31 protein-coding genes are annotated in these 25,720 nt (G+C 55.9%); 17 read left to right on the plus strand and 14 right to left on the minus strand.

The features are described from left to right. Positions 1–55 precede the first annotated feature (55 nt). From BXY66_RS04815 to BXY66_RS04825, 3 genes are read left to right on the plus strand one after another with little or no spacing between them, the layout of a single operon-like run. Complete coding sequence (locus tag BXY66_RS04815) at positions 56–457, plus strand: GFA family protein (RefSeq protein WP_132859028.1); 402 nt, start codon at positions 56–58, stop codon at positions 455–457. Positions 458–506: 49 nt separating this feature from the next. Further along, positions 507–1,319, plus strand: coding sequence for an MBL fold metallo-hydrolase (locus BXY66_RS04820; protein ID WP_132859029.1), 813 nt, complete (start codon positions 507–509; stop codon positions 1,317–1,319). A 33-nt stretch (positions 1,320–1,352) separates the two neighbouring features. Further along, positions 1,353–2,756: an FAD-binding oxidoreductase gene (locus tag BXY66_RS04825; RefSeq protein ID WP_132859030.1), complete on the plus strand. Its 1,404-nt coding sequence runs from the start codon at positions 1,353–1,355 to the stop codon at positions 2,754–2,756. 21 nt (positions 2,757–2,777) lie between these two features. Here the strand turns inward: BXY66_RS04825 and BXY66_RS04830 are convergent, their stop codons facing one another. Further along, positions 2,778–3,317 (minus strand): adenine phosphoribosyltransferase, encoded by a 540-nt coding sequence (locus tag BXY66_RS04830; RefSeq protein WP_132859031.1) that lies wholly within the window; start codon positions 3,315–3,317, stop codon positions 2,778–2,780. A gap of 305 nt (positions 3,318–3,622) precedes the next feature. Here BXY66_RS04830 and BXY66_RS04835 point away from each other — a divergent pair, with 305 nt between their 5' ends. Next, positions 3,623–3,850, plus strand: a complete 228-nt coding sequence (locus BXY66_RS04835; RefSeq protein ID WP_243694291.1) for a hypothetical protein — start codon at positions 3,623–3,625, stop codon at positions 3,848–3,850. Between the two features lie 9 nt (positions 3,851–3,859). On the opposite strand, the gene BXY66_RS04840 is transcribed toward BXY66_RS04835, so the two are convergent. From BXY66_RS04840 to BXY66_RS04860, 5 genes are all read right to left on the minus strand, one after another. Next, positions 3,860–4,489, minus strand: coding sequence for a LysE family translocator (locus BXY66_RS04840; RefSeq protein ID WP_132859032.1), 630 nt, complete (start codon positions 4,487–4,489; stop codon positions 3,860–3,862). Positions 4,490–4,553: 64 nt separating this feature from the next. Then, positions 4,554–5,441: an S-methyl-5'-thioadenosine phosphorylase gene (locus tag BXY66_RS04845; protein ID WP_132859033.1), complete on the minus strand. Its 888-nt coding sequence runs from the start codon at positions 5,439–5,441 to the stop codon at positions 4,554–4,556. Positions 5,442–5,558: 117 nt separating this feature from the next. Beyond that, entirely contained in the window at positions 5,559–6,233 is a 675-nt protein-coding gene (locus tag BXY66_RS04850) for a hypothetical protein (protein WP_132859034.1), read from the minus strand. 43 nt (positions 6,234–6,276) lie between these two features. Next, complete coding sequence (locus tag BXY66_RS04855; protein ID WP_165929103.1) at positions 6,277–7,059, minus strand: hypothetical protein; 783 nt, start codon at positions 7,057–7,059, stop codon at positions 6,277–6,279. Positions 7,060–7,073: 14 nt separating this feature from the next. Further along, on the minus strand, positions 7,074–7,526 hold the full coding sequence (locus BXY66_RS04860; protein WP_165929104.1) for a hypothetical protein: 453 nt from the start codon (positions 7,524–7,526) through the stop codon (positions 7,074–7,076). 185 nt (positions 7,527–7,711) lie between these two features. Between BXY66_RS04860 and BXY66_RS04865 the strand changes: the two genes are divergently transcribed. Further along, a complete protein-coding gene (locus BXY66_RS04865) occupies positions 7,712–8,359 on the plus strand; it encodes a DUF2971 domain-containing protein (RefSeq protein ID WP_165929105.1) in 648 nt (215 codons plus the stop codon). Here BXY66_RS04865 and parE read toward each other — a convergent pair. Next, complete coding sequence (gene parE, locus BXY66_RS04870; RefSeq protein ID WP_132859038.1) at positions 8,356–10,314, minus strand: DNA topoisomerase IV subunit B; 1,959 nt, start codon at positions 10,312–10,314, stop codon at positions 8,356–8,358. The genes BXY66_RS04865 and parE overlap by 4 nt on opposite strands. Before the next feature lie 256 nt (positions 10,315–10,570). Between parE and BXY66_RS04875 the strand changes: the two genes are divergently transcribed. Continuing rightward, complete coding sequence (locus tag BXY66_RS04875) at positions 10,571–11,641, plus strand: NAD-dependent epimerase/dehydratase family protein (protein ID WP_132859039.1); 1,071 nt, start codon at positions 10,571–10,573, stop codon at positions 11,639–11,641. Positions 11,642–11,651: 10 nt separating this feature from the next. Beyond that, positions 11,652–12,581: a glycosyltransferase family 61 protein gene (locus tag BXY66_RS04880; RefSeq protein ID WP_132859040.1), complete on the plus strand. Its 930-nt coding sequence runs from the start codon at positions 11,652–11,654 to the stop codon at positions 12,579–12,581. A gap of 53 nt (positions 12,582–12,634) precedes the next feature. On the opposite strand, the gene BXY66_RS04885 is transcribed toward BXY66_RS04880, so the two are convergent. Continuing rightward, on the minus strand, positions 12,635–13,918 hold the full coding sequence (locus BXY66_RS04885; protein WP_132859041.1) for an alpha/beta hydrolase family protein: 1,284 nt from the start codon (positions 13,916–13,918) through the stop codon (positions 12,635–12,637). A 210-nt stretch (positions 13,919–14,128) separates the two neighbouring features. On the opposite strand from BXY66_RS04885, the gene ppk2 reads away from it, so the two are divergent. Together ppk2 and BXY66_RS04895 are read left to right on the plus strand one after the other, a co-directional pair. Next, complete coding sequence (ppk2, locus tag BXY66_RS04890) at positions 14,129–15,076, plus strand: polyphosphate kinase 2 (RefSeq protein WP_132859042.1); 948 nt, start codon at positions 14,129–14,131, stop codon at positions 15,074–15,076. A gap of 209 nt (positions 15,077–15,285) precedes the next feature. Continuing rightward, the gene (locus BXY66_RS04895) at positions 15,286–16,353 is read left to right on the plus strand and encodes a COG3904 family protein (RefSeq protein WP_132859043.1); all 1,068 of its coding nucleotides are present in this window, start codon (positions 15,286–15,288) and stop codon (positions 16,351–16,353) included. Positions 16,354–16,571: 218 nt separating this feature from the next. Here BXY66_RS04895 and BXY66_RS04900 read toward each other — a convergent pair whose 3' ends face one another. Then, positions 16,572–17,216 (minus strand): TIGR02453 family protein, encoded by a 645-nt coding sequence (locus BXY66_RS04900; RefSeq protein WP_132859044.1) that lies wholly within the window; start codon positions 17,214–17,216, stop codon positions 16,572–16,574. 133 nt (positions 17,217–17,349) lie between these two features. Here BXY66_RS04900 and BXY66_RS04905 point away from each other — a divergent pair, with 133 nt between their 5' ends. After that, on the plus strand, positions 17,350–18,705 hold the full coding sequence (locus BXY66_RS04905) for an MATE family efflux transporter (protein ID WP_243694292.1): 1,356 nt from the start codon (positions 17,350–17,352) through the stop codon (positions 18,703–18,705). An 8-nt stretch (positions 18,706–18,713) separates the two neighbouring features. Here the strand turns inward: BXY66_RS04905 and BXY66_RS04910 are convergent, their stop codons facing one another. Then, positions 18,714–19,118, minus strand: coding sequence for a hypothetical protein (locus BXY66_RS04910; protein ID WP_132859046.1), 405 nt, complete (start codon positions 19,116–19,118; stop codon positions 18,714–18,716). Between the two features lie 18 nt (positions 19,119–19,136). After that, positions 19,137–20,342: a pyridoxal phosphate-dependent aminotransferase gene (locus tag BXY66_RS04915; RefSeq protein ID WP_132859047.1), complete on the minus strand. Its 1,206-nt coding sequence runs from the start codon at positions 20,340–20,342 to the stop codon at positions 19,137–19,139. A gap of 84 nt (positions 20,343–20,426) precedes the next feature. On the opposite strand from BXY66_RS04915, the gene BXY66_RS04920 reads away from it, so the two are divergent. From BXY66_RS04920 to BXY66_RS04930, 3 genes are all read left to right on the plus strand, one after another. Then, on the plus strand, positions 20,427–20,828 hold the full coding sequence (locus tag BXY66_RS04920) for a helix-turn-helix domain-containing protein (protein WP_425057058.1): 402 nt from the start codon (positions 20,427–20,429) through the stop codon (positions 20,826–20,828). Positions 20,829–20,841: 13 nt separating this feature from the next. Then, on the plus strand, positions 20,842–21,105 hold the full coding sequence (locus BXY66_RS04925; RefSeq protein ID WP_132859048.1) for a succinate dehydrogenase assembly factor 2: 264 nt from the start codon (positions 20,842–20,844) through the stop codon (positions 21,103–21,105). Between the two features lie 89 nt (positions 21,106–21,194). Beyond that, positions 21,195–21,692, plus strand: coding sequence for a MarR family winged helix-turn-helix transcriptional regulator (locus BXY66_RS04930; RefSeq protein ID WP_132859049.1), 498 nt, complete (start codon positions 21,195–21,197; stop codon positions 21,690–21,692). Positions 21,693–21,800: 108 nt separating this feature from the next. Here the strand turns inward: BXY66_RS04930 and BXY66_RS04935 are convergent, their stop codons facing one another. Beyond that, the gene (locus BXY66_RS04935; protein WP_243694293.1) at positions 21,801–22,565 is read right to left on the minus strand and encodes a DUF1194 domain-containing protein; all 765 of its coding nucleotides are present in this window, start codon (positions 22,563–22,565) and stop codon (positions 21,801–21,803) included. Next, entirely contained in the window at positions 22,532–22,960 is a 429-nt protein-coding gene (locus tag BXY66_RS04940; RefSeq protein WP_132859050.1) for a VOC family protein, read from the minus strand. The genes BXY66_RS04935 and BXY66_RS04940 overlap by 34 nt, the downstream gene beginning before the upstream one ends. A gap of 240 nt (positions 22,961–23,200) precedes the next feature. On the opposite strand from BXY66_RS04940, the gene BXY66_RS04945 reads away from it, so the two are divergent. From BXY66_RS04945 to BXY66_RS04955, 3 genes are all read left to right on the plus strand, one after another. Further along, positions 23,201–24,034, plus strand: a complete 834-nt coding sequence (locus tag BXY66_RS04945; RefSeq protein ID WP_132859051.1) for a thymidylate synthase — start codon at positions 23,201–23,203, stop codon at positions 24,032–24,034. A 2-nt stretch (positions 24,035–24,036) separates the two neighbouring features. Beyond that, entirely contained in the window at positions 24,037–24,522 is a 486-nt protein-coding gene (locus BXY66_RS04950; RefSeq protein ID WP_132859052.1) for a dihydrofolate reductase, read from the plus strand. Positions 24,523–24,632: 110 nt separating this feature from the next. Next, positions 24,633–24,932: a hypothetical protein gene (locus BXY66_RS04955; protein ID WP_132859053.1), complete on the plus strand. Its 300-nt coding sequence runs from the start codon at positions 24,633–24,635 to the stop codon at positions 24,930–24,932. A gap of 42 nt (positions 24,933–24,974) precedes the next feature. Here the strand turns inward: BXY66_RS04955 and BXY66_RS04960 are convergent, their stop codons facing one another. Next, on the minus strand, positions 24,975–25,181 hold the full coding sequence (locus BXY66_RS04960) for a cold-shock protein (RefSeq protein ID WP_132859054.1): 207 nt from the start codon (positions 25,179–25,181) through the stop codon (positions 24,975–24,977). Between the two features lie 215 nt (positions 25,182–25,396). Here BXY66_RS04960 and BXY66_RS04965 point away from each other — a divergent pair, with 215 nt between their 5' ends. Then, positions 25,397–25,708, plus strand: coding sequence for an ArsC/Spx/MgsR family protein (locus tag BXY66_RS04965; RefSeq protein WP_132859055.1), 312 nt, complete (start codon positions 25,397–25,399; stop codon positions 25,706–25,708). The last annotated feature ends 12 nt before the right edge of the window (positions 25,709–25,720 follow it).

Below are 25,720 nucleotides of genomic sequence, written 5' to 3' on the forward strand. Positions count from 1 at the left end.
ACGTGCATGTCATTCCGCCTCAGGATGAAGCGCAAGCAAACTCTTAGGTGATGAAATGACAGATTATCATGTAACCTGTGACTGCGGCGCTGTCGGGATGAGCCTTACCGGCGAGCCGCGTGTTCGGGGACATTGCCATTGTCAGGCATGCCGTACGCTGCTTAATACCCCGTATCATTCAGTGAATGCCTGGATGCCTGAGCAAGTCAGAATAACGTCAGGTGAAGCTGACCTCATCGATTTTCAGCACCCTTACCTCAAGATGCGCAAGATCTACTGCGGCAAATGTGGGGAAGTGATGTTCAACACAAACGCAATGGATTGGCGCGTAGTGTCGCAGCATCTTATGGCGAAGAACAACGACGGGATTTTGCCCGATGAACTGAAATCTCTCAGCCATTTTCACTATGGCGGGCGGGTGATCGATGTCGTGGACGACCTACCCAAAAAAGAGTGACCACACGGTCGCAAAATATCTGCTAGCTTCGAAACAGGAGGGGTAGCAGATGCGTGTTTTCTTGTTTTTCTTCAGTTTGGTGCTTGCAACGGCCGCACATGCCCAAGATCGCAAGCCGAGCCATTGTATCGCCTTGGCGCAAGTGCCGGGTATTTCCTATGTGCACAAAGCTACCTATCGCGAACCGGTGGAAAAGTATGCGGTACGGATCAGCTATCTTGGGCACGCGTCTTTTCTCATTCAATCCGACGACGGTATTGACGTGATTACCGACTATACTGGCTTCATTGGCGTGACCGATCTGGTGCCTGAGGTGGTCACAATGAACCACGCCCACGACACGCATTGGACTGCGGCACCGGATCCACGCATTCCGCATGTGTTGCCCGGTTGGGGACCGTATGGGAAAGGAATTCAACATCATCTGGAAGTCGGCAGCATGCTGGTGCGCAATGTGTCGACAGACATCCGAAGTTTTGGTGGCGTTGAGGAAAAGGGAAACTCAATATTCATTTTCGAGGTGTCAGGTCTGTGTATCGGTCACCTCGGACACCTGCACCACGAGCCCAACGAAGCCCAGTATGCGGCATTAGGGAGGCTGGATGTGGTTATGGCGGCCGTGGACGGCGGCATGAGCCTGGACGTGCCGACAATGATGCGGGTTTTAAAGCGGCTGCGCGCGCAGGTGGTGATACCCATGCATTGGTTTGAAGACTGGACGCTGACAGGTTTTTTGCAAGGAATGTCTGAGGACTATGTTATTGACCGCAGCGAAGGCAACAGTCTTGAGGTTTCCTTGCGAACCTTGCCATCACAGCCGACGATCAAATTGCTCTATCCAAGATATCTGCAAGACCCCTAGACCTTTGATGGCGCGCCACTTACCCCTGTTTGCATGACATTGAACGACGCCACACCCGACTTTGTTGCCTGTCTCGAGGCACAGTTGCCTGAAAAAACGATAGGAAACGCAAGCTCGGCCTATCTGGAAGAGCCGCGAGGTCGATATTTCGGCCAAGGCGGTGTTTTGGCGCGTCCACGATCCGCTGAAGAAGTCTCGACCATCGTCAAGGCTTGCAACTCGGCGCATGTTGCGGTTGTGCCGTACGGTGGAGGAACCGGATTGGTTGGGGCACAGGTGATGCCCGGAGACGTCAGGCCGGTTATCCTGTCGCTGGAGCGAATGAATACAATACGAGCGGTTTACCCTCTGGAAAACGTGCTGGTGGCTGAGGCCGGTTGTGTATTGGCAGAGGTGCAGTCCGCGGCACAAGAGTCGGATAGGCTGTTTCCCCTGTCGCTTGGTGCGGAAGGATCGGCGCGCATTGGTGGGAATTTATCGACAAACGCCGGTGGCGTGAATGTCCTCCGGTATGGCAACGCACGTGACCTTTGTCTCGGGCTGGAGGCGGTTCTGCCAAACGGGGAAATCTGGCATGGGCTGACGCGGCTGCGCAAGGACAATACGGGGTATGATCTGCGCAACCTGATGGTTGGAGCGGAAGGGACATTAGGAATAATTACCGCCGCTGCTTTGAAACTTTATCCGCGACCGCGGTCTATCGGTACGGCGGTGATGGTTGTGAGCAATCCCCAATCTGCACTGGAATTGCTGGCTATGAGCCGTGAAATTGCTGGCGAAAGTGTCAGTGCTTTCGAACTGTTGCACGGGCAAGGAATGCGCTTTGTCCAAGAAACGCTTCCGGATGTGCGTCTGCCCTTCACAGATATTCCTGAGTGGTCTGTTCTTGTGGAGCTGGGAATGGCCCAGGCTGCAGATGCCGCGCTTGAAGAGATTTTTGGCGCCGCTGTGGAGATGGGCCTCGTTAGCGATGGTGTGATCGCACGGAGCGATGCACAACGACAGGCGCTTTGGAGCTTGAGGGAGCATATCCCGGTTGCGAACAAGGCAATTGGCTCTGTAGCGAGCCACGACATTTCGTTACCGCTTGGGGCGGTTCCCGCGTTTATTTCGGAGGCAGGGGCAAAAGTCGCGCAGCTTGGTCCCTATCGGATCAACTGCTTTGGGCATCTGGGCGATGGCAATTTGCACTACAATATATTTCCCCCCAAAGGGGAAACTCGTGAGGCATATGACACGCAGCGCCACCAAGTCAGTGATTTGATATACGAACTGGTCCACGGTTTCGGTGGATCGTTCAGTGCCGAGCATGGGGTTGGGCGCATGAAGGTCGCGGCCTTGCAGAAATACGCTGATCCCGCACGGTTGGCGGCGATGAAGTCAATCAAGGCCGCTCTTGATCCGAACGGGATAATGAACCCTGGCGCGGTGCTTTGACGAGCCGAGGGTTCCGTTTGATTACAGGCCTTCGAACTCGCACAGGACGTGCACGTCCATACCCATATCTTCGAGTTTCTTGCGCCCGCCGAGTTCCGGCAGGTCAATGATAAAGGAACACGAGATGATTTCGCCTCCGAGGCGTTCGATCAGTTTGATACCCGCCTCCGCTGTGCCGCCGGTTGCCAAAAGGTCGTCCACAACCAGAACTTGTTCACCGGGTTGGATTGCGTCGTCGTGAACTTCGACAATCGCTTCGCCGTATTCAAGTTTGTAGTCTTGACTGATCGTGGTGCCAGGCAGCTTGCCTTTTTTCCGAATTGGAACAAAACCGACTGAAAGCTGGTGCGCGATGGCGCCGCCGAGGATAAATCCGCGGGCCTCAAGTCCCACGACTTTGTCGATCCGGGTACCGGCGTAGGGGTGCAGCATCTGGTCGATTGCCATGCGAAAACCACGCGGGTCAGCGAACAGGGTGGTCACATCCCGGAACATGATCCCTTCGTGAGGAAAGTCCACGATTGTGCGGATATAGTCTTTAACGTTGGCGCTTTTGGGCATGGCTGTTCCCCGTAGAAATGTTACGGGGCAGCTTTGTCAAATGCGCGTCATTTGCGCAAGTTTTCTGTGGCCAGAGCGAGCTTATTGGCTGCGGAAACGCCGCAGCCTATACATGGTTCTTGTCAGCCATGCGGCGTGCGGCTTGTGCCAATCCATGCGGTCACGAACCAGAAGGTGTTTTGCTGTCTGCAAATTCATTTTGAAGCCTCTTTAAAACTGCTAGCGTGTATTATTGCTTTGCTTTGTATAACTAATGTATATACATGCGATGTCAAAATCAAGATTATGCAACCGGACGACCAGACTTGGGCAAGAACGATAACGCCGAAACAGATAGAGTGAAGGCCAAATCCAAACAAAAGGTTAAGGATAAGGCCAAGCGCAAATCCAAGAAGGACAGCCAGTTGGTTTTGCGGCTGGACAAGGAAGAGCGCGATGCATTTGTCGAGCTTTGCAAGGACCTGGACACCAGCGCTGCACGCGAAATCAGGCGCTTCATCCGCGGTTTCATGAAGGAGCATGAAGAGGAGTAGACCTCTTGCTCAGGCGGCCCGTCGCAGCGTTGCCGTCAGAAGTCCCATTCCGATCAGAGTACATCCGCCAGCACGTGTCAGCCATTGCATTACCGCAGGACGCGAAATCCGCGTCCGCAGGCGGTCTGCCAGAAGCGCATAGAGCAGTGCATTGACCGCGGCCAGAGCCACGAAGGTGCTGATAAGAATGGAAAACTGTGGAACCAGAGGCTGCGAAGGCTGGATAAACTGGGGAACAAAGGCGATGAAGAATCCGATGCTTTTGGGATTAAGCGCTGTGACGGCAGCCGCATGGGTGAAGACGCTCTGCGCGGGCATCTCTCCTGTAACAGCCAAATCCCCGAGTGTTGCCTTTTTCGCGCTGCGCAACATCTTGAAGCCCAGCCAGATCAGATAGACTGCGCCGACCCATTTCAATACGGTGAATGCTGTTGCGGAAGCCAGTACAACTGCGCCAAGACCAAGCAGCGAAGCTGTCATCGCGATCAGATCGCCGAGAGCGACGCCTGCGGCTGTGGCGACGGCCACCTTGCGACCCTGCGTGAGCGCATAACTCAGCACCAGCAGGATGGTTGGACCGGGGATTAGCAAAAGAGCCGTAGAGGCAGCGACGAACGTCAACCAGAGATCAAGAGACATTTAAGAGGGCCTGCGGTTATGGTGCAGGCCCATCAAGCATTGGTTTTTTCCGGCTGTCCAGACGTTAACCCAGAACGCGGCCCGCAATGGCGTCGAGTTTCGCCACCATAGCCGGGTCACGCTTGTCCGGTGCTGTCAGTATTGCGAATTCCAGAGCCCTGTCGCAGCCGTGCTCACAGGGAGTACGCTCGGCCCCGAGTAGCGCTGGTAGGCGGCGGACCATTTCGCGGCCCTTGTCGGCGTTACCTGTCAAAATCGAAATGATTTCAGACACATCGACCTCACCATGTTCCGGGTGCCAGCTATCGTAGTCAGTGACCATGGCCACAGACGCGTAACAAAGCTCGGCCTCGCGTGCCAGTTTGGCCTCAGGCATGTTGGTCATGCCGATGACATCCGCCTTCCAGCTTTCGCGGTACATTTTGGACTCTGCCAAAGTGGAAAACTGCGGACCTTCCATTGCCAGATATGTCCCACCCTTGTGGATGTTGATACCTGCGTCCTTGGCGGCGGAATAGCAGGCTTCTGACAGTCGGGGGCAGGTAGGATGAGCGACGGAAACATGCGCCACCAGGCCAGGCCCGAAAAACGATTTTTCACGCGCAAAAGTACGGTCAATGAATTGATCTACAACAACAAAATCGCCAGGCGCCATGTCTTCGCGGAAAGAACCCGTGGCGGAAACAGAGATCACGTCTGTAGCGCCTAGACGTTTGAGAGCGTCGATGTTGGCGCGGTAGGGTACCGAAGTGGGGGAGTGTACGTGACCGCGGCCATGACGCGGCAAAAAGGCCATTTTCACGCCGTTCAGGCGGCCGGTGAGAATGTCATCAGACGGTGCCCCGAAAGGGCTTTGAACAGATTGCCATGTAGCGTCTTCGAGCCCGTCAATATCATAGATGCCGGAGCCTCCGATCACGGCAATCATGGTCTCTTTGGGTGTGTCGTTCATGGGGGAACTCCCTGTATTTTGTTTGCCCGCAGTCTTGAGGTCCGGCGCGTTGAAATGCAACAGAAAGGCGGGGCTGCATCACGTCGGTTTTACGTCGGTAAAACGTCGGTGAGGGTTTCAGCGGCAGATACCGCGTGTTTCGGCTTCATCCCAAGGCAGTATGACTTCGCTGGGCTGAGGCAGGTTTTCGATTGGAAAGACTTCGGCGACCAGCTCGGCCAGGCGGCTGGTGCGTGGGGCGTCGGGATCCAGCAGCGCGCAGCAAAGATACTCTTCGACCACGCTGGCTTGTTGTTCGTAGCCGTAGTTCAGAAAGCTGGCATTGTCCGTTACTTCAAAAAGGTACGGATCGTCAGAGTACTGGTGCTCTTCGGCGGCCTTCCATGGCGAATAGCCGGTCATCTCGCGGTTCTGCCATTGCCAGACGTGTACCATTTCGTGGGCGAAATACATTGCGGCGTTCAGGTGGATCTTTTCCGGATAGGACGGCATGTAGTTTGCCGTCGACCAGTCTTTGGATGTGTAAAGCTGGTTCCACAAAACAACGCCTGCCGGAGAGGTGGTCACAACCTCTTCTTTTATCGGCGGGAAAATGCGTTCGCGGCAGGCCACACGCGGGCGGGCTTCTCGTTGAAAGGTGGCCACGCCAAGGGGCGCGTTTTTGGTGATGCGGACGGGTTTGGCCTCGAAGGTTTCGCCCGCGAGGTCTTCCATGAAAGCGCGTTCGGTTTCCGTCAGCGGGCGGCCACAGGAGATCAGAAACAGACAAATTAGAACGAGTGTCGCGCGCATGGCCTGACCCTAGCATCGGGGGGACAAGGAGCAAGGTCGGATATCACACAAGTCCGTCAATAGTGCGTCCCAGCCGGAAGGGCGCGGCGAAAGCCACCAGACACAGCGCTATGACTTGCAAGATCAGAAGCGCCCGTCCGGATTGCAGTTGGGTCCAAGCCATCTGTAACGCCTCGGTTTCGGTGATGAGCGCGTCATAGGTAAGGGCGAGTACACGGTAGTCGGCGGCAATGTCGGCGCGCAATGGTTCAAGCGCCTCCAGCGCCATGACTGTCTCCACATCGCGGGTCTCAAAAGCGAGGAATTCGACAGTGAGCTTGTCGGCGGCCTGCTGCATGGCGACCTGCGCGCGCGGCTGGCCAAAGAGAAGTGATATGCCTTCAAGAGGGGTGCGGCGGTTGGTGATGTCGAGAAACAGGGGAAGGGCGGTGTTGCCAGCGGAGGAGGCTGAAAGGAATTCGACCTTTTCGCAAAGCGTTTTCACGTCTTGTGTGTCGGGGTTCGCGCAGTAACGCAGGCGGAAACGGGCCGCGTCGGTGTCAAAGCTGCGCGAGGCGGTGTAGGCGACGGTGATCTGACGATTCAGGGCGGTGCTGTCTTCCTGATAGATGCCTGCAGCGATGGCGACCACGGCGCCTACGCCGCCAAGCGCGACCCAGACAATGTCGGCAATTTGCCATGCGCGGGTGTCCTCTGTGCGTTTGAACAGTGTGAAGGCGGCGAGGCAGCCCAACACAAAGCAACCAAGGATCAGGGGCAGTTGATAAGTTTGCAAAAACGCGGCCATAGGGGCAGCATAGCCTCTGGCGGCTGAAACAAGGTTCACGTGTCGGTGGGGCGTTACCTAGGGGTGGTGGCCAACCGGCCGCCGATCATGCACTCGCCGAAATGGAAATCGTAGAACTTCCGGTCCTGTGCGGCCCCGGCGGAGGAGCCGATTGCACCGGCAATGGCGGCAGCACCAAGCGCGTCGTAGTGGTCGCGCGTGCCGATGTAGCCCAGCCCGTAACCCAGTTGCGCCCCTGTCTGTCCGCCTTGCACGCGGCCCCGCATACCCGCAGCAGCGCGGGCGTATTGGTCACAAAAGAGCTGTGTGCGCGGTTGGTCCTGCGGCCATTGCTGGGTGCCTTTGTTGGTGTTCAAAGACGGCTGATTGGAGCGCTGCTGGCTTTGCGGGGACATGAAGTGGTTCTGATGCCGAGCGCTGTCTTTGCGGGCTTGGGCGAGGGCGTCCGTTGCAGGGAGCAGCAAGGCGAGTAGGAGGGCGAGGGTCAGGGTGAGGGCAGGGCGCATGGGGGGGGAGTTTGGCAGGGTGTGGCGTGTTCCACAACCTAATGCGGAATGCCTTGCATTCCGCCGCGCCCGACCCTCCCCCATGGGAGGGCGCGTTCCGCACCCACCCTCGGGTCAGGCGCTGACACAGGTTGAAGTTTTGAGAATTGTCAGGATGCTAGGTGCGATCAACGGAGATGTATTTGATGACGAAATCGAAAAGGAAAGATTGGCTCAAAAAATTTACAAAGCTAGAGCACCTAGAAGGTACTCCGTCAAACAATGGGCTTTACATGGGCGATCCGTCCTCTTGGCCCGATCGAAATGACGCGTTTGCAATTGATCACGCATATCCAGATGGCGCGCGAGTACTTTGCATGAGCCAAGGGCCGGATAGATTTCACATGTGGTCAGACTATGGAGGCAAAGAACTTGGAGTTTGCCTTTGGTTTGACAAATCTGAGTTCGTTGGCGGTTTGAATGACCGCCTCGGTATTCAACATGGGGATGTTATCTACTCGACAGCCAAAAACGGAAAGCTGAAATTTTGTGGCAAACGCCCAAAAAACGCAGCATTCACTAAGCGAGCTCAGAATAGCGACGAACGAGAGTATCGCATAGTTCAGCCGTCGCGTGACGATCACACGCTGAGCTTCCCTAAAGCTTCCTTGAAGCGAATTTATTTGAATAGCTGGCTAGAGCCCTGTTGTGTTGAAAGGGAAGCAAAACGGATTAGCGATCTTCTTGTCGAACACGATTATTGTAAAAGCGTTGAAGTTCTTCAAAGTCGTTTGCTGGGTTTCCAAAAATGGCAAAATGCGCTGCAAGCAGACTTTCCTAAGGCAGCGCGCTAAACATCCAACTCCTCCACAAACCGCGCGTTTTCCTGAATGTACTGGAAGCGCTTCTCGGGCTTTTTGCCCATCAGGTCGCCCACCAGACCATCGGTTTCGCCCGGTTCGTCCTCATCAATCGTGATGCGGATCAGCTTGCGGCTTTCAGGATCCATCGTGGTTTCTTTCAGGTCTTTGGCGTCCATTTCGCCAAGGCCTTTGAAGCGGCTCACGTCGATTTTGCCTTTGCCGCCCAGACCTTTTTCAAGCCACACGTCGCGCTCGGCTTCGTCCACGCAGTAAACCCGCTTGGCGCCTTGGGTCAGGCGGAAGAGGGGCGGGCAGGCCATGTAGAGGTGGCCGGCGTCAATCATCGGGCGCATTTGGGTGTAAAAGAAAGTCATCAGGAGCGCGGCGATATGCGCGCCGTCGACGTCCGCGTCGGTCATGATGATGACCTTGTCATAGCGCAGGTCGTCGACGTTGAATTTTGTGCCCAAACCGACGCCAAGCGCCTGTGTCAGGTCGTTGATTTCCTGATTGGAGCCAAGCTTGGAGCTGGCCGCGCCCAGAACGTTCAGGATTTTACCGCGCAGGGGCAGCAGAGCCTGCGTCTTGCGGTTGCGGGCCATTTTGGCGGAGCCGCCCGCGGAGTCGCCTTCCACGATGAAAAGCTCTGTGCCTTCGCGGTTGGTGGCAGAACAATCCACCAATTTGCCGGGCAGGCGGAGTTTCTTGGTTGCGGTCTTGCGCGCGGTTTCTTTTTCCTGGCGGCGACGCAAGCGTTCTTCGGCGCGCAGCACGAGGAAGTCGAGAATGGCACCGGCAGATTTGTTGTCAGACGCCAGCCAGTTGTCAAAGTGGTCGCGCACCGCGTTTTCCACAAGGCGCTGGGCCTCGACCGTGGCAAGTCGATCCTTGGTCTGGCCGACAAATTCCGGTTCGCGGATAAAGCAGGAGACCAGCGCGCAGCCGCCGGTGATCAGGTCGTCGCGGGTGATCTGGCTGGCTTTCTTGTTGTTCACAAGCTCGCCATAAGCCTTGATGCCTTTGAGCACAGCCGCCCAGAAACCGGCGACGTGGGTGCCGCCCTCTGGCGTTGGGACGGTGTTACAGTAAGACTGGATGAAACCGTCACGTGAGGGCGTCCAGTTGATCGCCCACTCGACCTTGCCCGGCGTGTTGAAACGTTCCTGGAAGTCCACGGTGCCCGAGAAAGGCTGTTCGGCGTATGTGGTAGCGCCGTTCATGGTTTCCTTGAGATAGTCAGACAGCCCGCCGGGGAAGTGGAAGGTGGCTTCCTTTGGGGTTTCGCCGTCGTCGATGGCGGTTTTCCAGCGGATTTCGACGCCAGAGAAGAGATAGGCCTTGGAACGGATCGATTTGAACAGGCGGGCCGGTTTGAAACGGTGGTGGCCGAAGATTTGTTCGTCCGCGTGGAAGGTTACGGTGGTGCCGCGTCGGTTCGGTGCTGCGCCGACCTGTTCGACCGGACCCTGCGGGATGCCGCGCGAAAAGCGCTGTTCAAACAGTTTCTTGTCGCGCGCCACTTGAACGACCATCAGATCGGACAGGGCATTCACAACGGATGCGCCAACGCCGTGCAAACCACCTGACGTCTGATAGGCTTTGCCGGAAAATTTGCCGCCTGCGTGAAGCGTGCAGAGGATGACCTCCAGCGCGGATTTGTCGGGAAACTTCGGGTGCGGATCGACAGGGATGCCGCGACCGTTGTCACGAATGGTGATCGAGTAGTCTTCGTGCAGTTCGACCTCGATGCGGTTGGCAAAGCCAGCGACAGCTTCGTCCATCGAGTTGTCGAGCACTTCGGCGACCATGTGGTGCAACGCCCGTTCGTCGGTGCCGCCGATATACATGCCCGGACGTTTTCGAACGGGTTCGAGGCCCTCAAGGACTTCGATGGAGGAGGCGTCGTAATCGGTCGGCTGCGTGTCGGCCAAAAGGTCGTTGGGCATTCGCGGGCTGCTCTTGTTGGTGTTGCTTGGCGCGTATTATGGCAGGGAGTTCCGAGAGGGGAAAGTGGGAAGCGCGCAAATGACTGGAAAGGACTATGCGGCCGGTCGCTTGCTTTCCTGCCACGACTTTTGTCCAACTCCTGAACGGTCAAGGACCTCAGGCGCTATATTTCTAACCCCCAAAACAGTATTTTGTTGCGTTTCGCGCCACGCTTCGACAGCTTGCAAGTAAGTGAATGCTGATGGGGGAATTTCAATGGCTCGGGACGTTTCAGTGCCCCAGCGCGTTGCGTTGGTTGGTGGCTCCGGCTTTGTGGGCAGCAATCTTGCACTGGCCTTGGCGCAAAGCAGCGACTTTGACCCGTTTGTACTGGATACGACTGACGAGAAACTGGCTTTGCGGTTTGCGTCTGAAGCGCCCTGCGCGTTTCGGCGCTGCGACGTCTTGCAGGACACAGATGTTCTGGAAGAGGCCGTTCAAGAGGCGGACATTGTCGTCAATCTCGTGTCGCATGTTTTGCCCAAAACCTTTCTGGACAACCCGTTGGGTGTGATCGATGTGACGCTGCATGGGTCTATGAACGTGATCAACGCAGCGGTCCGGAACAAGACACGCCTGATCCATTTTTCCACCAGCGAAGTGTATGGAAAGACAGGTGGAAGCGAGGCACCTTTTTCGGAAGACCATAGCGATTGTACATTGGGTCCGATCGACAATCACCGCTGGATTTACAGTACATCCAAGCAGTTGCTTGATCGTATCATCCATGCGCATGGGCTTGCGGGCGATTTGGACTACGCAATTGTGCGTCCGTTCAACTTTGTGGGCCCTTTGATGGACTGGCTCGGCGATGATGCGGATGACGTGCCCCGTGTGTTTGCCAGCTTTTTGAACGCGCTTTTACAGGAACGCCCGATGCAGCTTGTCGACGGCGGAAAAAGCCGGCGTTGTTTCACCTATATCGAAGACGCGACGTCGGCGCTGGTCCACATCATGCGGGAGCCTGAACGTGCGAGGAACCAAATCTTCAACATCGGCAATCCAGCGAACGAGACCACCATTGCGGAACTGGCAGAACTGATGCGCGGTATTTACCGGCAGGAGACAGGTGCGGGCGCGCAGGTGACAATCGAGCCTGTGGCTTCCGAGGAATTTTACGGTGCGGGTTATGAGGACTGTGACCGTCGCATGCCGGACATCGGCAAAATACAGTCGTTGGGGTGGACACCGCAGACAGGTTTGCAGGAAACCTTCGAACGCTCGATCCGTTATTGCATCGACAACGCGGCGGCGCTCGGTGCGGCGTCGGTAAAGGCACCGGTCTAGGGCATCCTACATGCAGCAGGGGTTGGATAACCGGCGCACCGTGGTGCTGAACTATGACCGAGGCATCAAATTCGGATCCCACGAACACTATTTCCATTTTTCCTGGGGGTATCTGTTCCCAGCCCTGTCGCAAATTCTCTCACGCGATCACGCACGGGAGACATATGTTTTCGAAGACTGTGGTCCGAAGATGACGCCGCTGATCCACGAAGTCGGAAGCGCGCTCGGATTGAGCATTCTCGTCGTCGATGCGGACACCATGCACGGTGAGGTCGACATACGGGTGCCGCGCTGGGATTTGCTTTGTCTGCATAAAAGCTGGAACGCGCTACCGGAGGGCATCGGTCGGTCTTTCTTGGCTGTGCAGGAATTCGTAAAGGACAACCGTCCGGAACACTGGAATGATTTGTCGGCGCCTGAATTGTCTGGAGCATTTCAGCATGATGTTTTGATGGTGCGAAACTGGTTGCTGGCGCATCTGGAGCAATCAGAGTCGGTTCCTTGGGACAGCCATCTGATTTTGCGGCGGTCCAAGGAATTGCCGTTTTATGCCGAAGATGGCGGCGCTGCGGTCAAGGGATATGGCGAGACGCGTCGGGCGATCAGAAACGTCGACGCCGCGGTTGAAACGCTTGGCCGAAAAGGACTTTCAGTGCTGCCGTTTGATTGCGGCGTGCATGATCTGGCAGGGCAGGCTTGGGCCTTCCGGCGATGTCGCGGGCTTGCAATGGTGCGTGGCGCCGAGATTTCCAACTTGATATTTGCACGGCCGGGAACGCGTGTGTTTGTGATAACGCCCGACTACATGAAGGCCACTCCACCTCCGCACGACGGGATTGTCACGTTATTGGGGCTGAAGTTTCACCAAGTCTATTGGAAAAACAGGTTTCCGCCGCTTGCGCCAAACGAGGTGGCATCTTTCTGGCGGGAAGACGGTTGACCTGTTGAGACAAAAAAGAAGCTCCCGATTTTTCTCGGGAGCTTCGTTTCGGTTTATTCGCCTTTGTTCAAGGTCTCGAACTGCAGGCCGATCGCGGTGCGGGCCGGGAAACCTTTCCAATAGGTGTGATCGTCCTTCAAAGTGCCGTCTTCCTCTGCCGAGAACACGCCGTCCTTGGCATTCGGGACCAGATCAAGATAAGCCGCTTTGTCTGCATCGGCCTTGAGGTGCAGATCCATGAAGGCCGTCGCAAAGTGCTGTGCGATGTTGTTCATGCGCGTGTTGTCCCAGACGGCGTCTGCATAGTGCTCAAACGCGGGGAAACCGAGCGCCTCGGACATGGCCCAACCCTCGAGTGGAGAGCCCATGGGCGCGGCGGCATTGTGGTTGGCGTTTTCAAAGGTCAGCAGGTGGCGGTCTGTCCCGGTCGCACCGGTGAAAATCTGGCGCATGGCGTCATACACGGACACGTCGTCCACAGAACCGGCCATGATCATGGTTGGCTTGCGCAGGCCGGCAAGACCGGCGTCGTCCCAAAGGCCGTAGTTGCGACCCCACGGGCCGATCGCGATCATGGCCTTGACGCGCTCGTCCACGAGGGCTTCGTGCGTGTCGGTGCCAGCGACATTGTGGATCAGCGTGCCTTGGGGTGGCGCGAACGGAGATTGCTCGACGCCTGCTACAAGGCCAGCGCCGCCGAAGATCAACGCGCCGTAGCCGCCCATGGAATAGCCGATTACGCCAGTGGTAGAGGCGTCGGTGATGGCGCCGATAGGGCCATCAAGTGCTTCCATGCTGTTGATCACGAACTTCTGGTCGATGGGGCGGTTCAGGAGGGTTGAGCCAAACGCAGCCTGATCGGAATAGGTGCTGTCGGTGTGGTCGATAGAGGCCACAACATAGCCTTTGGAAGCAAGGTTTTCACCTAGATGGCTGAGCAGGAAACGATTGCCCGGATAGCCGTGGGAAATCACGATCAGCGGGAAGGTTTCACCGGTGGCCGGTTCTGCGTCACGCGCAGCCATGCCGTGCAATGTCACTTCGACGGACGGATCACGCAGGGGCGCGGTATAAGTGCCGCCAGGCGCAGTGCCCTCTGCGGCCGGATACCAGATCTCGACAGTCAGATCACGGGTGTAGTTCACCAACGCGTCGGCTGTGGAATTCAGCACATCCAACTGATCTGGGTTTGAAAATGTGCGTGTGGTGACGCCCACCACGTGATCGCCATGTGCGGCCAGTTCCGGCGCATCGGGGCGAATCTGGTCTATGCGGTTTTCGGCCAGAACGGGCGTGGCCAGAGTCAGCGACACCAAAGCAGCTCTCATTGTTATCATCAGAAGTCCTCCTGTTGCATGGCGGAAATTAGAAGCGAAAAAAACCGAAAAAGCATCTTTGCTATGCGAAAGTGACGCGGGGTTCAAAAGGCACGTTGCCGAATGCGGGTAACAATTTGGTAACAAGGTTTGCGCTGCATCAAAGCAGAAGTTTGGTAGATGAAGTAGTCTTTTGGGCGAGTTCAGGATGTCAGTAGAAAGGAGACGCACATGGCCGAAACCACTCAGGAAGCGCAGAAGGTGAATGGTGGACTGCAATCGGGGCCGAATGCACCTCCGCTGACCCCGCCCGCCAAAGCCAAAAATCCCTCCAAAGAAGCCATCCGCAAGGCATTCGAGCGCGGCGAATATCCTTATGATATCAAACTGTCGCGCCGCGTATACGAGCGGCAAAAAGCCGAGATTCAGGCCGAGTTGCTCAAGGTGCAGCTCTGGGCGCAGGAAACCGGTCAGAAGTTTGTGATGCTTTTTGAGGGGCGTGATGCGGCCGGCAAGGGTGGGACGATCAAGCGCTTTACCGAACACCTTAACCCTCGGGCGGCCCGTGTCGTGGCTTTGAACAAGCCAACTGAGGAAGAGCAGGGGCAGTGGTATTTCCAGCGTTATGTGAACCACCTGCCTACCGCTGGCGAAATCGTTTTGTATGACCGCAGCTGGTACAATCGTGCAGGTGTCGAGCGCGTCATGGGCTTCTGTGAACCGGCGGAATACCTTGAGTTCATGCGACAGACGCCAGAGTTTGAACGCATGCTCGTGCGTTCCGGCATCCGCATGTACAAATATTGGTTCTCTGTCACTCAGGATGAGCAGAAACGTCGTTTTGAAAGCCGCGAGACAGATCCGCTCAAACAGTGGAAGTTGAGCCCGATCGACAAGGCGTCGCTCGGCAAGTGGGATGACTACACTGAAGCCAAAGAAGCGATGTTCTTTTATACCGATACGGCGGATGCACCCTGGACGGTGATAAAGTCAGACGACAAGAAGCGTGCGCGCCTGAACTGTATGCTGCACTTCCTGAATTCTCTCGATTATCCGGGCAAGGACGAAAAGATCGTCAAGGCGCCCGACCCGTTGATCGTGAACGAGGCCAGCCACGTGATCCACAAGGCGGATCATATCCTCGGGACAGCGCTGCACCCTGACACGCGAAAGGCATAACGAGGGCCACAAGGCCTGTGGACGGTGAAGACGCCCGTCGCCTCGTTTGGGGCGGCGGGTTTTTGCTCGCACTTTTGTTTGGATATGAACCGTTCAGGGTTCATTAAAATTTTCAGTTTAAGCGAACCTTTGGCGCGGTTGGTCCACAGTTGTGGATCTCGACCTCGTCGAAATCCCAAGCTTTGTTCCCAAACAAGAAAGGAAATCCCTTGAAACTCATTGTTCTATTGTTTGCGGCAATTTGGGCTCCGAGCGTTTTGGTTGCGGAGCTGAAGTCCATCCAACTGCATTCCTACAAACATTGGTCTGTTGACTATGTTTTCAGCGACGAAGGGGAAGGATGGAACGCCTGCGTTATGGAAGTTCGAGGCGATGGTATTGCGTTGAGCTTAAATATCGACGGTAATATGAATGCTGATCTGCAGGTTTTTGATGCTGCTGCAGATTATAGTGGGTGGAAGTCGGGACGAAAATTTCAATTGCAAATCGACCGTCATCCTCGTTGGGACATGCCCGCAAATGGCCGCGGCAACTCTCTGTTCGTAGATTTGAGCGGTCCCAACGATTGGAAAAGAGTAGACCGCCTGCTTTATGAAATTAGACAGGGTTTGAAACTTTATGTGTACCAATACGGTGAGCGCGAAGAATATTACTGGTTTTCTCTGAGGGGGTCCATGGCTGCCGCCAATGCGATCGTCGAAAAGTGCTTCGCATACTTGGAAGAATACCCAACAACAAAGTCGGAGCCCACGCCCAAAACGCCCCCTAAGCGCGATGAACCGGTTCCGGGACTGTTTTCAAGCTTGTATGAACTAAAAAAAGAAGAAACATCTGCTGGCTCGGTTGTGTATTTCAACGGCACGATATCTCGTGGATTTTCGAATGCACTCAAGCAACTGGGTGACTTTGACTATCTGGTAATCGAGCAGTCAAACGGAGGCCTTCTTGGAGAGGCTTTGGCGGCAGGACAATTTTTGAGGCAGCGCGAGATTGCCACCTCAATTGATGGAGCCTGTGCTTCTGCATGTGTTGAACTTTATGCGGGTGGTGTAAAAAGATACTACTCCGACAAGGCAAAATTTGGCGTTCATGCCATGGCTGTAGATGGTGACGAAACAAGCCTATCGACAACCCAGAAAATGCTCTCGGAGCGGGTCAAATATTTTGAAGCGGGAGGTGTAGATTCGAGAATTGTTTTGGACTCTCTGGACACGCCTTCACACGAACTGCGCTGGCTTTCGCATGATCAAGCTGTTGAGTATGGACTAATAGAATAGCTTTGCGGTTCTGTAGACAGTGAGAAAACCCGCCGCCCCGTTTGGGGCGGCGGGTTTTTTGCTGGTCCGGTTGATGGCCGATGAATTCCCGGGATCCAAGGGGGAGGCATGAGCGTGCTTGATGCCATAGAGGTCCGAAGGAAGTATTTTGGTGACTTGAAGATCGGGGCAGCGCAGCTCGCAAGAGTTGTCGACTTCGACGGGGGGCAAAGACGTACCTAGAAAATGTCGCGCAAAGCCAGCTGCAGCGCCACCAATTTCTCGAACGCATCCAGCGTCGCGCGCTCGAGTCCTTTGCTTGAGACGTCCTGATCTGAGAGGTCAAACCACATCGTGATCGATTTGCGTTTCAGCAATTCGCCACGGGGGTGGTCTTTGTCGAAGGGCGCGGGCACGCGTTTCAGTTCAGGAGCGTCGAGGCGTCCCCCGTTTGACTGAAGGTCGGCGATGATCTCGGATAGTTCCTCGCCCTTGGGACTGTCGATCGCTTCACGCCAGTCCGTGAGACCGTTTTTGTCAAACCCCATGACACCGCCGCCAGCAGACAGGTAGTCGCGGCCGATACCAAGGAACCAACCAACAGGGGGCGTGGACCAGAGCATGTGAAGATGCAGGTGATAAGGGGTCTTGTCCTTGGAGAAGCGGACATCCCGCTGGGGGCGGAAGAGTTTCGGTGTTGGCGGCGCGCCAATTGCGCGTTCAAGGTCAGCCCCGATGGTATCCAGCAATGCCATAGCCGGAAGGCGCAGTTCTGCATCGTACCTCGGCTTGTTGGCTGTGAACCAGTCGCGCGTGTTGTTGTCTGCCAACTCGTTGAGGAAAGCGCGGGTTTCAAGGAGCAGGCGGGAAAATTCCGATGACATGAGGCAACCTTAAATAAAGCTTTGAAAGGACAGTCGTTTGGATATGGTGGCAAAACCAAGAAGATCATTCAACTTCGAGGGGCCTATTGCGGCCTCACTCCATCGGACATAAGGCTGAGTAATGAACACAGTCATGAGCACATCGGGACACGTGCGTGCATTGTTGCGCATTGGCCTGCCGTTGATCGGCGGGCACATTGCGCAGTTCGGTATCGGTCTGACCGATACTGTGATGTTGGGCTGGTATTCGGTTGAAGCACTGGCCTCGGTGGTGATCGGCAGCAGTTTCTTTTTTGTGCTGTTTATTCTCGGGTCGGGCTTTGCCATAGCCGTGATGCCTCTGGTGGCTGAGGCGGACGCGCAGGACGACCAGATTCTTCTGCGGCGTGTGACCCGTATGGGGCTGTGGTTGTCCGTGATTTTTGGTGTTCTGTTGCTGCCGCTGTTTTTTGCGTCGGCACCGATACTGCTCGCTCTCAAGCAAGAGCCCGAAGTCGCCGAATTGGCGCAAATTTATTTGCGTGTTGCAGGTTTTGGGCTGACACCCGCGCTTCTGGTGATGGTGCTCAAAAGCTACCTCGCGGCGCTTGAGCGGACGCGGGTCGTTTTCTGGGTTACGGTTGCGGCAGTTCCCGTCAACGCAGTCGTCAACTACGCTCTGATATTTGGCAACTGGGGTTTCCCTGAGATGGGCGTTCAGGGCGCGGCTGTGGCTTCGATCATCGTTCAGTTTGTATCGCTAGGCGGTGTCGTCATCTATGCGGTACAAGCACTGCCCGAGCATGCGTTGTTCCAACGTATTTGGCGCCCGGACTGGGAAGTGTTTGCACGCGTGTTCCGGCTTGGGCTACCGATTGGCCTGACCAATCTGGCTGAGGTGAGCCTGTTTACCGCTTCGTCGGTGATGATGGGATGGTTGGGTACGATCCAACTTGCGGCGCACGGGATCGCGCTGCAACTGGCGAGCCTTGCGTTCATGCTGCATCTCGGTCTTTCGAATGCTGCCACCGTGCGGGTGGGCAATGCGATGGGGCGTCGGGATGCGAACCATATGGCCCGCGGTGCCAAAGTGGCGATTGCCATGTCGATGGTTTTCGCCTGTGTCGCGGTCGCAGTCTTTGTGATTTTCCCCGAGCCGCTGTTGGGCGCCTTTATCAAGCCGGACGAACCGGAGCGTGATGCCATTCTGGCAGCAGGCGTTTCACTTTTATATATGGCGGCGCTGTTTCAGTTTATGGACGGGGCGCAGGTTCTGGCGCTGGGCCTGTTGCGCGGCGTGCAGGACACGCGAGGGCCAATGGTTATGGCAGCAATCAGTTACTGGATGATTGGTGTTCCGAGCGCCTATGTGCTTGGCTTTGTTGTTGGCCTTGGCGGCGAAGGTGTCTGGCTTGGGCTGGTGCTTGGCCTGACGGCAGCTGCAATTCTTCTGCTGTACCGGTTCTGGGTGACCGACCTTGCGCGACTTCGGGTTAAGTTCGCAGGCTAAGTGCAGGCTTACTTTCCCTTTAACAACCGGTCCGCTTTTTTGCGTACGAGCACCGAGCGCAGGTCATGCATGGCCAGAAGCAAGGCGTCTGTGACTTCTTCCAGTTGTTCCGGGGCGGCCTTTGACTGTGCCCATTGGGCCGTCTGGTTGAGGTGATCCACAGTCCGCAGGATGTCATCGATGTCGCGTTCGGCCAGAAGCTCTCGGCGCTCTTCCATCCAGGCGCTGATTTCTTCGATGTCAGTGTCGGACAATTTGCGGTCGCCGTTGGCTTTGATTTCGCCATTTTTGACGTTCACCACGGCGATCTGATCCATTTCGATACGACGCTGCTGGTTTTGCGTGTCGACGCGAAACACCATCGCGCCGTTGTCACGCACGCGAAAGAAATATTCTGGAAGATCGCCGCCCATTGCCCTGGCCCCTTTGTCTTATGCGCTCAGTGTTTCGCAGAAGGCGCGGATACGGTCGCAGGCCTCGCTCAGAGCGTCGTCTGATGTAGCGTAGCTGACGCGGAAGTTGGGCGAAAGACCGAACGCTGCGCCGAAGACCACGGCGACACCGTGGCTTTGCAGCAGTTCGGTGCAGAAAGTTTCGTCAGAGTCGATCACTTTGCCCTCGGGGGTCTTTTTCCCGATCAATCCGGCGATGGATGGATAAACGTAGAATGCGCCCTCTGGCACTGGACATGAAATGCCGTCGATAGCGTTGAGTTTCTCAACCACGAGGTTGCGCCGGCGCACGAAGATCTCGTTGTGGGGAGCAAGGAAATCTTGCGTGCCATTGAGAGCCTCCAGTGCGGCCTGTTGACTGATTGAACAGGGGTTGGAAGTCGACTGAGACTGAACTTTGCGCATGGCTGCGATGAGTTCTTGGGGGCCGCCCGCGTAGCCAATGCGCCAACCGGTCATGGCGTAAGCTTTCGAAACGCCGTTGCAAGTGAGAGTGCGGTCATAAAGGAGTGGTTCGACCTGTGCGGGCGTGCAGAACGTGAAATCGTCGTAGGCAAGATGCTCGTACATGTCGTCAGTCATCACCCAGACGTGGGGATGGCGCAGCAACACATCCGTCAGTTCCTTGAGTTCGTTCCGGGAATAGCCGGCGCCAGTGGGATTGGAAGGCGAATTGAAGATCAGCCATTTGGTTTTCGGAGTGATCGCGGCCTCAAGCTGGTCTGCGGTCATTTTGAAATGGGTCTGGAGCGAGGTTTCAGCAATCACCGGCTCGCCGCCAGCCAGAAGCACCATGTCAGGATAGGACACCCAATAAGGCGCGGGGATGATCACTTCGTCTCCCGGATTGATGGTGGCCATGAGTGCATTGTAGAGAGTTTGCTTGCCGCCGGAGTTTACCGTGATCTGGGCGGGTGAATACTCCAGTCCATTGTCGCGCTTGAATTTGGCACAGATCGCTTCCTTGAGTTCGGGGATGCCATCGGGCGCGGTATAGCGCGTTTTGCCGGTATCGATTGCGGTTTTTCCCGCCTCGCGGATGTTTTCCGGAGTGTCGAAATCAGGCTCGCCGGCACCAAGGGCGATGATGTCCTTTCCCTGAGCCCGCAATTCGGCTGCCAACGTCGTAACCGCGATGGTCGGAGACGGTTTCACGCGGGACAGGGTCTTGGAAAGGAAGGACATTGGGGGCCTCGTTTGTGTTCACTGGTTCCATGTCTTAGGGTGCGCGCAACAGCCGATCAAGAACCATTACCGGGAGAGCAGAAATTGACACAGGAAACAGATCTGACGCCGGAAGAAGATTGGTACACCGAGGATGTCGCGACATTTGGCGACCGGTTGGCAGCCGCGCGTGAAGCGGCGGGTTTGAAACAAGGCGAACTTGCCAAGCGGATCGGGGTAAAGAAGTCCACAATTGCAGCTTGGGAAGAGGATCTTTCGGAGCCGCGAGCGAACCGATTGGCGATGATGGCCGGGGTGCTGAACGTTTCGATCCGCTGGTTGCTGGTGGGGGAAGGCGACGGCGTAGACGCCCCTCAGGAGGGCGAAAGCACGACGGACGCCGACCTGCTTGCGATCCTGCAGCAAATCCGCGATATCCGCACGCGGATGAAAAACGATCTGGAACAGTTGGCGAAGCTGGAAAAGGCGTTGCGCAAGAAACTCTGAGAAGGTCAGGCAGATGAGCGAGACCCGCGAAAACCGGTTGAAGCGGATGATGATGCGGTCGATGCGCCGTGGCATCAAAGAGATGGACATCATCCTGCAGCGTTATGCCGAGGACAATCTGGCAACGATGAGTGATTCCGAGTTGGATCTCTATGACTCGCTGCTGTTGGAGAACGATCAGGACCTCTATCAATGGGTCACAGGCCAAAAATCGGCCCCAGAAAGGTTCGATCGGCTGATTTCCGCCATATCTATCGCAATTAGTGGGCAAAACTAAACCGAATTTGACCCGCTTTTTGCACGACTTAACGACTTGTTCGCTAATTTCCGTCAATTTGCCTCCAATGCAAGATGACGGAGATAAGGATGAGCTTTCATTCGAATATGGAGAGCGGCTCTAACGAGGCGTTCATGACCGAGTACCTGGATTCGCTCGCACTGGTGGAACGACTGCACCGCCTGCTGTTGGACGTGATCAAGGATGAATTTGAGCGCGTAGGCGTTCTGGAAATCAACGCGGTTCAGGCGCTGTTGCTGTTCAATATCGGCGACAACGAGGTGACTGCCGGCGAACTGAAGTCGCGCGGTTACTATCAGGGCTCCAATGTGAGCTACAACCTGAAGAAACTGGTCGAGACCGGCTATATGCACCACCAGCGCTGCGAAATCGACCGCCGCTCTGTTCGCGTGCGTTTGACTGAAAAGGGCCGCGAGATTCGCGACATCGTTGCAGCCCTGTTCCTGCGCCACGCCGAAGGACTGCAGTCCAAAGGTGTACTGGGCGAAAACGGCTTTACCGAAATCACCCATTCGCTTCGCCGGATGGAGCGGTATTGGACGGATCAGATCCGTTACATTTACTGAGGTGCATCAGGACACAGTGCGCGCGCTTTTGGTATTGCGCAGGCACTGTTGTCAGATCGTTGCCGCAAAAACAGGGCTCGTCGCGATGCGGCGGGCCTTGTTTGCATTTCAAGGCCGGCGTTTGGCAGCGGGGCTTAATCTTCCTAGAATGGCGACCCCCAATTCGCGTTCAAGCTTGCGGCGCATGGCGCGTTCAAAATCATCAAAGCCATCCGCGACTTCGACAAAGGCGTCGGGGCCGCGGATCAGGCGCTCGCGATAATACCGTTCCATGTCTCCCGGGACGGCGGTCAACGACGCGCCTTTCGTTCCTGTGGTTTCGATGGCCAGTGCATTCACCGTGACGCCTTCGAAAGGGAACCGACCATAGGCAACGCCGGTGTGATAGCCGTCGTTGTTCGGGCCGTCGCCGCTGACGTCGAGGGTGAAATCCTGACAGTCTGGCGCCCGCCGGAACATATCATGGGCGAAGCCGAGTGCGTGGCCGATTGCTGTGGAAAACTGGTTGGCGCTGCGCGGTGTGCTTGTGACGGTTTCGGCAACGGCGAGCAAGGCTGCCGGTCGGTCGATCACAGTCCAGTCGACGATGACAGTCTGATGGGACGTACCGCTCCATTCAAAAATAGCCAGTGCAACCGGCGAGGGGGCGGCAAAGAACGCGCTGCGGACTTGCGGCGACAGCAAGGCGTTGGCGAGGCCATTGCGTTGGAGCGCGTCTTCGTAGGGGTCGACCGATGAGGAAACGTCCATCGCGAGTAAGAGCGCAAGGCGACAGTCGGAGGCCCGCGCCGCTGTTGCGGCGAGAGCCATTGTCAGTGTGGCAACAAGAGCTGCGCGGATCACCAGTGACCGGTGCTCTCCATGCTGGCCCATGGCTCAGCCGGAGGCAGGGCGTCGCCCTGCTGGAGAAGCTCGACAGAGATGTTGTCAGGGGAGCGAACAAACGCCATGCGCCCGTCGCGCGGCGGGCGGTTGATGGTGACGCCGTTGTCCATAAGGTGCTGGCACATTTCATAGATGTTGCCGACCTCATAGGCGAGGTGACCGAAATGGCGGCTGTCAGAAGGCAGGCCCTCGTCGCCATCCCAGTTGTAAGTCAGTTCCAGAGGTGCGTCGTGGTCACCGTCCGCCGCCAGATAAACCAATGTGAAGCGAGCTTCTTCTACGGTGTAGCGCTTGATTTCCTTGAGGCCGAGCAAAGCATAGAAGGCCATCGACGCCTCGAGGTCCGCGACACGCACCATGGTGTGCAGGTATTTTACGTGCATATTTGTTTCCCTTTTTGAGCTGGCGTCAGGAAACACCAGCGGCGCAGGCTTTGCTAGAGGCGAGCCGATCAATTTCCGGAAAATTTGCCTCTCGGATTAAATGACCCTGCACATTTTGCGGCAAACCTGCGGTTTGCACCGATGAGACCACAATATATAGTCTGCCTATTCACAGAAGCAGGTCGCGGCAGAATCGCTAGGAATGGCAAGGTACGCGGCACAAATCGGGCAGGGCAGACGGTGCAGCAGTATCACGACGGACTAAAAACCATTCTGGAACATGGCGAAGTTTCGGGTGACCGGACGGGCACTGGCACAACCTCCTATTTCGGTATGCAGATGCGCTATCGCCTTGCGGACGGGTTTCCTTTGGTCACTACCAAAAAGCTGCATCTGAAGTCGATCATCCATGAGTTATTGTGGTTTCTTGCTGGTGACACCAACATAAAATACCTCAAGGAAAACGGGGTGCGCATCTGGGACGAATGGGCGGATGAAAACGGCGACTTGGGTCCGGTATACGGACATCAGTGGCGCGCATTCCCCGCTTTGGTACCGGCTGGACAAGATGCCCGCGGTACGCCGATCTATACCGAGCGCGGAGTGGATCAGGTGGCCGATCTGGTCGAGATGATCAAAACAACGCCCGACAGTCGTCGCTTGATTGTCAGTGCATGGAACCCGGGTGACGTACCTGACATGGCTTTGCCGCCGTGCCACACGATGTGGCAAGTGCGGGTTTTGAACGGAAAACTGCACCTTCAGCTTTACCAGCGGTCTGCCGACATGTTCCTTGGGGTGCCGTTCAATATTGCGTCCTATGCATTACTCCAGGTGATGCTGGCGCATGTGACGGGCTATGAGCCGGGTGACTTCGTGCACTCGATAGGGGATGCGCACATCTACTCCAACCATATGGACCAGGTGCAGCTACAGCTCAGCCGTAGCCCGAGGGCCCTGCCAACCCTGAAAATCAACCGTAAGGTCAACTCGATCTTTGATTTCAAATTCGAAGACTTCGTGTTTGAGGGATACGATCCTCATCCAACGATCAAAGGCGTAGTGGCGGTATAAATATGATCTCTTTGGTTGTTGGACGGGCGGCAAACGGAGCTATCGGGAGAGATGGTGATATTCCGTGGCATATCCCCGAGGATTTGATGACATTCCAGCGCGAGACGTTGGGCGGCGCAATTATCATGGGTCGGAACACGTGGGACAGCCTGCCGAAGAAACCCTTGCCGCGGCGGTTTAATATTGTGGTGAGTTCACAACGCGATGCGGCGGAAGTCGTGGTGGGGTCTGTCGATGAGGCCGTCGCGCTGGCGCGGTCGGAAGGGTACCACCGCGTTTACGGAATAGGCGGAGCGGGAATCTATCGCGAGATGATGAAAATCGCGGACCGGATGCTGATCACGGATGTTGATACGGTTATCGAGGACGCAGACACTTTTTTTCCTGAATTTGACTCCAACCATTGGCGTCTTGAATACGAACAGTTGCTAGCAGGCGCAGAGCCGCGTTCGGTGGTGCGGGAATACATGCGCAGAGAGACGACTTGAAGCGTGGGGCGAAACACATTGTTTCCCAAAGGGAAATTGACAGTTTCTAGACGAAAGATTTAGTCTTATTTTTGACAAATTGTTGTTGCAGCAGCCGGAGCGAGTGCCCGATGAAACGTTTTATTGTCTTGGCAGTGGCCACCACATTGGTCACCGCAGCGCCTGCAGTGGCGCAAACATGGAGCAGCAATGCTCCGGTTATTGGCCCAGTTAACAAACCGGAAGGCCTGTTGATCCATCCGTATCCTGCGAGCGCAAACCACTGTCCGCAGGGCTTGCAGCCTGTGACTATGGGCGGGGTCATCTGCTGTGGCGAACCGACCACGAGCGAAACCTATTACAACCGCGCAGGCGGCAGCAGCCACGGCAAATCAATGAGCTGCCCGGCAGGTCAAAAAGGTTGTAGCTGAGAAGGCAGGGCGGGGCGCTAAATGCGCCCCAATCCTTAGATATTACAATAACTTAAGTTCGCCGGCCATGTCGCGGCCGTCCCGGCCCTGCGTCATTTCGTACTCGACTTTCTGATTGTCCGCGAGCCCCTTGAGGCCCGATCTTTCGACGACAGAAATGTGGACAAATACGTCCTTGCCGCCTTCTTCCGGTTCAATAAATCCAAATCCCTTTGTGGTATTGAACCACTTTACGGTACCGCGTGGCATACCGTTCTCCTCTATTTTCCAGTACAACCCGGACCGTTGTTTCCGGGGGCGCACCTCGATCCAATCACCGATATAAATTTGCACGGATGCAGAAAATGAGTTGCACCTGCTAAGAGGATTGCATGGCCGATGTAAAAATCAAGCAAAACCAACTCGAAACCATCGGTTCAGTGCGGTAAGCCTTTGGAGAAATTGTCGGCTAGGGAGGCCAAATCGTGCGACTTTACGGTCTGAAAAACTGTGATACCTGCCGCAAGGCTTTGAAAGCTCTAAATAATGCTGAGTTCATCGATGTGCGGACAGATGGTGTTCCTGCAGATATAATGACCCGCGCGTTTGATGAATTTGGCGACAGATTGTTAAACACCCGTTCGACCACGTGGCGCCAGCTTGACGCCGAAGAGCGTCAAAAGCCGGTCTTGGAATTGCTTTCTGCTTATCCGACTTTGATGAAGCGACCGCTTATCGAAAGCGGCGACGTGCTCTATCTCGGATGGACCAAGGAAGTGCAGGCTGCGCTTGGATAACACCTTCGGCGC

Source organism: Shimia isoporae (assembly GCF_004346865.1).
GTDB classification, from domain to species: domain Bacteria; phylum Pseudomonadota; class Alphaproteobacteria; order Rhodobacterales; family Rhodobacteraceae; genus Shimia; species Shimia isoporae.